General features: G+C 58.9%; 5 protein-coding genes and 1 pseudogene. 2 read left to right on the top strand and 4 right to left on the bottom strand.

Annotation, left to right across the window (positions count from 1 at the left end; genetic code table 11):
• The 4 genes and pseudogenes from HU770_RS26665 to HU770_RS26650 form a co-directional block, all read right to left on the bottom strand.
• Positions 1–335 (bottom strand): annotated as a pseudogene (locus HU770_RS26665) (flagellar type III secretion system pore protein FliP); the annotation flags it as partial.
• Between the two features lie 47 nt (positions 336–382).
• Complete coding sequence (locus tag HU770_RS26660) at positions 383–724, bottom strand: flagellar biosynthetic protein FliO (protein ID WP_256577310.1); 342 nt, start codon at positions 722–724, stop codon at positions 383–385.
• Entirely contained in the window at positions 721–1,026 is a 306-nt protein-coding gene (locus HU770_RS26655) for a FliM/FliN family flagellar motor switch protein (RefSeq protein WP_095064508.1), read from the bottom strand. The genes HU770_RS26660 and HU770_RS26655 overlap by 4 nt, the downstream gene beginning before the upstream one ends.
• 19 nt (positions 1,027–1,045) lie before the next feature.
• Positions 1,046–1,201: a hypothetical protein gene (locus tag HU770_RS26650; protein WP_186666557.1), complete on the bottom strand. Its 156-nt coding sequence runs from the start codon at positions 1,199–1,201 to the stop codon at positions 1,046–1,048.
• 245 nt (positions 1,202–1,446) lie between these two features.
• Between HU770_RS26650 and HU770_RS26645 the strand changes: the two genes are divergently transcribed.
• Positions 1,447–2,211, top strand: a complete 765-nt coding sequence (locus tag HU770_RS26645) for a hypothetical protein (protein ID WP_186666555.1) — start codon at positions 1,447–1,449, stop codon at positions 2,209–2,211.
• A complete protein-coding gene (locus HU770_RS26640; protein ID WP_095064511.1) occupies positions 2,211–2,936 on the top strand; it encodes a hypothetical protein in 726 nt (241 codons plus the stop codon). The genes HU770_RS26645 and HU770_RS26640 overlap by 1 nt, the downstream gene beginning before the upstream one ends.
• Positions 2,937–3,152 lie beyond the last annotated feature (216 nt).

Here is a 3,152-nt window from a genome sequence, read left to right as displayed (position 1 = left end):
GGCTTGACCCCGGCCTGGTAGGTGCTCTCCAGCGTCGGCGCCATGATGAACAGGGTAAGGAACAGAGCCAGCACGATCAGCACGATGTTCGGCGGCGTTTGTTGCAAGCCGAGGGCGTGGCGCACCAGGGACAGCACCACGATGTTCCGGGTGAAGGTAGTCAGGGCGATCATGCCAAAGGGCAACAGCGAGAGTAGCGTGAGCATGGAGAACACGCTGACAGGCGAGCCCAGGGACGACGCAGCGAAGCTGTCCCAGGGGGCGTTGACGCCAGCAGCCATGGACGGACCGGAAACGAGGCAGAGCAGGGCAATCAGTTGGGGGCGGCTGAACATGACGAATCGCTGGTTGGTGGGTGATCGGGAAGAGGCATGGCAGGCACTCAGTCAGCAAGCGTCGCCGGCGCCGGGCCGGACAGGCGGGTCACCGTCGCGCCGGTCGGCGTTTCGGTAATCAGAACTTGTTCGTTGGCGGTCTTGACCAGGAATACCCGGGTGCGCGGCGACAGGCGCAGGTTGGCAATGCAGTGCAGCCCCGCCTGTTCGTTGCGCGCGCCGATGCCCACGTTGCCGCGCCGGCTGTACCAGCGCAGCACCACGTAGGCCACCGCCAGCAGCAGGGCGGTGATGGCCAGGGTCTTGATGATCAGCATCAGCGAGATGGGGTCGTCGTAACGCAGCGGCAATGGCGGTGGCGCTGCGAGTTGGTCGGTCACTGTGCTCACAGGATTTCCGTCAGTTGCAGGCCGAAGTTGTCGTCCACCGCCACCAGGTTGCCGCGGGCTACGGCTTTGCCATCGAGGCTCAGCCGCGCCGGCTCGTTGACCTGCTGCAGCAGCTTGACGATATCGCCGGCCTTCAACGCGAACAGCTCGTCGACGGTCATTTCTGCCGTGCCCAGCTCAACGCTGAGCTCTACACGAACGTGCTTGATCAGGCCCAGATCGCGCTTGATGAGCGGTGCAAGGGCGCTGTTGTTGACGGGCTGGGGTTCTTCCAGCTCGATGGCATCGATAACGGTGGTCATGTTGGTTTTCTCCGCGAATTCAGGGAATCAGTTGCAGCGCCAGGCATTCCTGGCGGCGAGCCAGGTAACCGGTCGCCAGGGGGGCGCCCTGTGTGCTACTCAAGGTCAGGGGTTGATCGAGGCGGGCGTGCGCAAGTAGCACATCACCAGGGTTCAGGTCGTTGATATCGCCCAAAGCCAGCCCTGCCAGGGGCAAATGACGCCGGCAATTATCCCTGGTTCGCGGCTGGCGCGGACGACATCGTCGAGGGTTCAATACCGGAGACGTCCGACATCAGCTACGAGAGCCTGCTGAACTGGTCCAGCGAAGCCCGCACGACGTTGGGCGCTGCCCTTGGTCCGCGAATAGAAGGCGCCGACAGCCAGGTGCAGATGCTGGCGTTGCGCGCTGTGCGTGGGGTCTCCAATGCGGCGCTGGACATGCTCGACAGCACGGCGATAATGGCCGGGTTGGTGACCGATGCACAGCTCCGCGACCAGGCACTGGAAGGCTTGTCCCGCCTGGGCAGCGAGGTGTTGAATGACCCACAGGGTGTCTTCGACAGGACAGCCAGCGCGGCGGATCGCTACCTGACGCAAACCGAGGGTGCGCAGATTGCCGAGGATGGCCTGCGCATGCTCACCAGCACCCTGGCCGGTGGCCTGGCCTTGCGGGCGACCACTGATGCAGCGCGCTCGACGGTGCGGGCGGGGGCCAACTACTATCGTAATTCGGTGTACGTGCCACCTCCAATGTCACGCGGTACCGTATACGGCGGGATCTTTATCCCGAGCCTTGGCAAGCGGATTACCACGGTCACCAAGGCGATGAGCGACAGGTTTCAGGGCAATGGCTACCTAGATCCGATGGAAAAACACAAGTTCATTGCGCCATCTGCTGGTCAAGTGCTGGCGGTTGATCATATTTTCCCGGTTAGCAGGATTATTGAAATGGATGGATTCGATAGACTCACCCGATCACAGATGACTGACATTATTCAGGACCGTGTCGGGCTTGGAAATCTGCAGCCGCTGCCGCAGTCGCTCAATGCTTCGAAAGGCGCCAACCTAAAATGGGAGACTCACCGTGGTCAAGGGCTGAATACAACATATATCCGCAATTTACAGGATACGCAGATGCTGTTGGCGGAGAAAATCGAGAAGCAGATACAGGCTTTCCTAAAACTGAACGCTGGAGGCATTTGATGCTTGATAAGACTATGTATGATCTGGTCTGCACGCGGACAGTCGATGTTGGTGATGCCCAGCGTCAGCGGCTGAGCAGCGTGGTGATCGATAAACTAGGCGCCTCCGTAGATGAAATGTTTCCTGGCTTTGCTGCCGCCTTTCCTCGTACAGTGGCGGCGATCAAGAGTGAGTACGCGGTGCCGATAGTGCTGTGCAGGCGTTTTCAGGGTACTTGGATAGCATCGCTAGCGGCTGAAGGGCGCGCACTGAACCTGTTCTTCTATTTGATTCCGGAAACACTTGTAGCAGAGGGGGCAGAGTTCGAAAGAAAATGTGCGATGCTGCCGCCCCGTTGGAAGGAACTGTATCGCTATTTCAATTCTTTCATGCTGACCGAGGATTCCTATCTGTCCATTGATTGGACCAACACCCCGTTTTCCTACAGCGGACGTCTGTCAATCGAACGCTATCGAGTGTTGCGTGGGGTGAAGAAGGCCGTGATCAGGGATTTCGTCAAAAGCATCCAGGCGAACTCCGAGCACTATTTGCGTTGCTGGCTGTTGACTGATGCGGGCGATGCCCTGTTTCTTGACGAAGAAAAGCGCGATGGGAAGGTCTATCACGTCCAGGGCGATAACTTTGCTGATTATCGTCTGCTCGATGATCCAGAAACCGTCCTGGACAATTACCTGGCGCATTACGTGACGACGCAATCTCCGGCGGGATTCGACTTCAGGGGGTAGGACTCGATTCCCCAAACGCCTAACAGCTGACAAGGTACATAAGTACGTTGAGCAGATTGCCTAGATGAAAGTCGGTTACCAGTGGCTGGTTTGTTGGCAGATGCATCGTGTCCGCTCCATGAAGCCCACATTCCAAGCGACTACCTGAAGCCCGATGCTGCGCTCCCGATTTCTTTCTGGAGCCAGTCCGCCATGATGCGTCCCGACAGCAAAGTC

The organism is Pseudomonas sp. SWRI68 (assembly GCF_014269165.1).
GTDB lineage: Bacteria > Pseudomonadota > Gammaproteobacteria > Pseudomonadales > Pseudomonadaceae > Aquipseudomonas > Aquipseudomonas capeferrum.
Note: the sequence above shows the minus strand (reverse complement) of the source record. Positions and strands in the feature narration are given on the sequence as shown.

Excerpts from the sequence above, each read along its gene's own strand:
- HU770_RS26645 (WP_186666555.1), top strand. The coding sequence starts at position 1,447 with ATGCTCGACAGCACGGCGATAATGGCCGGGTTGGTGACCGATGCACAG.
- HU770_RS26655 (WP_095064508.1), bottom strand. The coding sequence starts at position 1,026 with ATGACCACCGTTATCGATGCCATCGAGCTGGAAGAACCCCAGCCCGTC.
- HU770_RS26640 (WP_095064511.1), top strand. The coding sequence starts at position 2,211 with ATGCTTGATAAGACTATGTATGATCTGGTCTGCACGCGGACAGTCGAT.